Here is a 3,968-nt window from a genome sequence, read left to right as displayed (position 1 = left end):
ATTAAAAGCCATTTCAACAATTGATTTCCCTTACAAAACCGAACAGCATAAAGTTAAGCATGGAGCAAAAGAGCTATTTGCACGCGCTTTCCCTCAAGTGGAACGAATGATGAGCGCCTTTGACAATACTGAAATCGCAACACGCAATTTTTGCAAGCCTTTGGATTACTACACTACAGCTCGCTCATTTCAGGAACAGAACAACGACTACATCAGTCTTTCGTTGCAATACTCCATCGAAGCCATTGAAAAATGCCTCGATCTTTCCAACAGCAACAAGGATGAAATCACCGACATCATATTTATTTCAACTACGGGGCTGGCCACTCCCAGCTTGGATGCTTTGATCATCAACCAGATGAAACTGAACCACAACGCAAGCCGCACACCAATTTTCGGGCTGGGTTGTGCCGGAGGAGTGGCTGGTTTTGGCAAGGCTAATATTTTGGCCAAGGCAAATCCCAAAGCAGTGGTTTTGCTGGTTGCTGTTGAATTGTGCTCATTAACCTTTCTGAAAAATGATTTCAGCAAGAGTAATTTCATCGGATCCAGTTTGTTTTCAGACGGTGTGGCCGCCTGCCTGATTACTGGAGATCAGCACATGAACAAAACTTCGAAATCCGTTACCTTTGTGGATGCGCAAAGCAAACTGTATTACGATTCTCTCGATGTAATGGGCTGGGATTTCACTGACGACGGTTTTAAAGTAGTGTTTTCACGCAGCATCCCCGACATTATTTCGGCAAATATTCGTCAGGACGTGGTCAGCTTTCTGCAAAAACACGAATTAAGTTTGGCGGACATAAAGAATTTCATCTTTCACCCAGGTGGCACAAAAGTTTTAGCAGCTTATGAAAAAGCCTTGCAAGTTGAAGGCGACTTTTTGAAAAACACGCGACAGGTGATGAAGGAAAATGGGAACATGTCGAGTGCAACGGTTCTGTATGTCTTGGATCGCGTTTTCAATGAGGGTTTTGAAGATGGATATGGCTTGATGGTTTCAATGGGACCCGGATTTTCAAGTGAAATGGTGCTACTTCAAATGAAAAACAATTGATATGGTTTTTATCGGGTTCATGGCTTTTGTTATCCTGCTGCGCATTGGCGAATTAATGCTGTCAAAAAGAAACGAAAAATGGCTTCTTGAAAATGGCGCTGTTGAGCATGGTAAAAAGCATTACCCGCTAATTGTGACGCTACACAGCTTATTTATTCTAGCGGTCATTTTAGAATATCTGTTCCGCTCACCCAACTCCTTCTCCTTACCCCTGATCATTTTCTATCTCTTGCTGATCGCGTTTAAAGCCTGGATCGTTTTATCACTTGGGAAATTCTGGAATACCAAAATATACCGCATTCCCAACTTCGCCTTAGTTGAAAAAGGTCCATATGCTTTTATCAAACATCCGAACTACCTGGTGGTCATTGCTGAAATCGCAATCATCCCACTGGCCTTTCATTTGTATTACACCGCAATCCTGTTTAGTTTTCTCAATGCGCTCATGCTGACTGTAAGAATCCGGGTGGAAAATAGCGTTTTGAAAGGTAGAGATTGAATACGGACAAGATCACACGATTCCAGATTTGGAGAATCAACAATTACACGCTACATTTGTAGACTGATTAGTCGATTTATTATGAATGAGAAAAGACAACAAATCTTGGAGGCGGCCCTTAGTCTATTTGTAACCAACGGGTTTCATGCCACCCCAACGTCAAAAATTGCGAAGGAAGCTGGCGTAGCTACAGGTACTTTGTTTCATCATTTTAAAACCAAAGAAGAACTGATTAACACGCTCTACTTGGAAACCAAGGATGTCTTGATTCAGTCCCTGTCCAACAAAGTGGAAGAACAGGAAACGATCAAAGGAAAGCTCCGGAAAATTTTCTTTAATGCCATCCGCTGGGCGGTGGATCACCCCGAGCACCAGCTATTTTACGATCAATACAGTAATTCGCCTTTTATCTCCAACATCACGCGAGAACTTGGACATCAACGATTTCAGTTCATCTACGATCTACTAAAACAAGGTCAGGAAAACGATGTTTTAAAGCCCGTAGCCATCGACCTGTTGTTTGAAGCCATTCAGGGAACCTTAAATGGAATTACAAAATATCTGATGAATCATCCTGAGAAGATAACCGATGAACAATGCATGGAAAGTGCCTTTTCCTTATACTGGGACACCCTGAAAGGCTGAACAAGCAAACTGAAAATAGATTAAATAGTCGCTATTAAATCAACCTTGAAAAAATAGAACAAACAATGACTACAATTGATAAAAAGAAACCCGTACTGGTAACCGGAGGAACAGGTTACCTCGCCTCGTGGATTGTAAAACAACTGCTTGACCAAGGCTTCCACGTAAACACGACTGTGAGAAACAAAGCAAACCAGCAGAAATACCACCATCTGCTCGACATGGCCAGCGAAAGCCAGGGCCAACTATCGATTTACGAAGCAGATCTGCTGCTTGACCATTCCTTTCAAGAAGCGATGAACGACTGCGAGCTGGTGATCCACACCGCCTCGCCATTCAAAATTTCAGGCATCAAAAATGCCGACAAGGAGCTGGTGCAGCCAGCACTGCAAGGAACACGCAACGTGCTGTTTTCGGCCAACGATTCAAAATCGGTAAAACGGGTGGTGCTCACGTCGAGCATTGTGGCCATGATGGGAGATGCGGCAGACATTCACGAGTTAAACAAAGGCAAATTAACGGAGACAGACTGGAACACAACCAGTTCAGTCAATCATCAACCTTACCCTTACTCCAAAACAATGGCTGAGAAAGAAGCCTGGACAATCGTAAAAAAACAAAACCGCTGGGACCTGGTCGTCATCAATCCCGGCTTTATTCTTGGTCCCTCGCTCAGCCGACGAACCGACTCGACAAGCATCGACCTGATGATCCAACTCTATTCAGGAAAATTTAAAATCGGGGCTCCGGCAGGTGATCATGCCATGGTTGACGTTCGCGACGTAGCCAAAGCCCATATTTTAGCCGGGTTCACCCCGGGAGCCAGTGGGCGTCACCTAACAGCAGCTCACCAAAAGGATTTTCTGGCGATTGCCAAAATTGTTAAAGACATGCACCCCGCCTATCCCGTTCCAACAAAACATCTCGCCAAGTGGCTATTTAAACTGCTTGGTCCGTTCATGGGATTTTCAAGAAAATACGTTGAACGCAATGTGGGACACGATGTGGTGTTCGACAACTCCTACATTCAAAAAGATTTAAAAATGAGTTTTATTCCATTTGAAAAAACGGTTATTGATCATTTTGAGCAACTGGTTGCCGATGGATTAATCCCCGACAAAAGATGACAATCATGAAAAAATTAACAGCCAACATCATTGGGGCAACCGGGCTTGTCGGCAGCCATTTGCTGCAACAGCTCCTAAACGACGACCGGTTTGAGCAAATCCGCATTTTCTCCCGCAGAACAACCGGCTTAACACATGGAAAGCTCGAAGAGCATTCGGTAGATTTTGACCAAACGAAGCAGTGGACATCGCTCATCAAGGGTGACGTATTGTTTTCGACACTTGGCACCACCCTGAAAAAAGCCGGCAGCAAGGAAAAGCAGTTTTTGATTGATTATAGCTACCAGTATCAGGTTGCTGAGGCCGCTGCCAAAAATGGCGTGGCCGATTATGTGCTGGTTTCATCGGCCGGGGCCGATGCCAATTCCAAAATTTTCTACTCTAAAATGAAAGGAGAACTGGATGAGGCCGTAAAAGAACTGGAATTCAAAAGAATTGTCATCCTGCGCCCTTCTATCCTAGATGGTGACCGACAGGAAAAACGGACAGCTGAAAAAATCGGAATTAAAGTCACGCGCTGGCTGACGCAATATTTCTTCAAAGAATACCGTCCCATTCATGCCAAAACTGTAGCCAAAGCCATGATCAGTTCCATTTTCAACGAAGAGCTTACGCCCAATTATCAGATTTTCGAACTGGA

5 protein-coding genes are annotated in these 3,968 nt (G+C 44.1%); all 5 read left to right on the top strand.

Going from position 1 to position 3,968, the window contains the following annotated elements; genetic code table 11:
* A partial coding sequence (locus AAC033_RS18545; RefSeq protein ID WP_339740942.1) for a 3-oxoacyl-[acyl-carrier-protein] synthase III C-terminal domain-containing protein occupies window positions 1-1,057 on the top strand: 1,057 nt, incomplete at its 5' end.
* Window position 1,058: 1 nt separating this feature from the next.
* Complete coding sequence (locus tag AAC033_RS18540; protein ID WP_339740940.1) at window positions 1,059-1,556, top strand: isoprenylcysteine carboxylmethyltransferase family protein; 498 nt, start codon at window positions 1,059-1,061, stop codon at window positions 1,554-1,556.
* Between the two features lie 81 nt (window positions 1,557-1,637).
* The gene (locus AAC033_RS18535) at window positions 1,638-2,201 is read left to right on the top strand and encodes a TetR/AcrR family transcriptional regulator (protein ID WP_339740937.1); all 564 of its coding nucleotides are present in this window, start codon (window positions 1,638-1,640) and stop codon (window positions 2,199-2,201) included.
* Window positions 2,202-2,266: 65 nt separating this feature from the next.
* Entirely contained in the window at window positions 2,267-3,328 is a 1,062-nt protein-coding gene (locus AAC033_RS18530; protein WP_339740934.1) for an NAD-dependent epimerase/dehydratase family protein, read from the top strand.
* A gap of 5 nt (window positions 3,329-3,333) precedes the next feature.
* Window positions 3,334-3,968 (top strand): NAD(P)H-binding protein (locus tag AAC033_RS18525; protein WP_339740932.1); only part of this gene is annotated, 635 nt, incomplete at its 3' end.

The organism is uncultured Sunxiuqinia sp. (assembly GCF_963974515.1).
Lineage (GTDB): Bacteria > Bacteroidota > Bacteroidia > Bacteroidales > Prolixibacteraceae > Sunxiuqinia.
The sequence above is the reverse complement of the archived record's forward strand: the minus strand, read 5'-3'. Positions and strand labels throughout refer to the sequence as shown.

Excerpts from the sequence above, each read along its gene's own strand:
- AAC033_RS18540 (WP_339740940.1), top strand. The coding sequence starts at position 1,059 with ATGGTTTTTATCGGGTTCATGGCTTTTGTTATCCTGCTGCGCATTGGC.
- AAC033_RS18530 (WP_339740934.1), top strand. The coding sequence starts at position 2,267 with ATGACTACAATTGATAAAAAGAAACCCGTACTGGTAACCGGAGGAACA.
- AAC033_RS18535 (WP_339740937.1), top strand. The coding sequence starts at position 1,638 with ATGAATGAGAAAAGACAACAAATCTTGGAGGCGGCCCTTAGTCTATTT.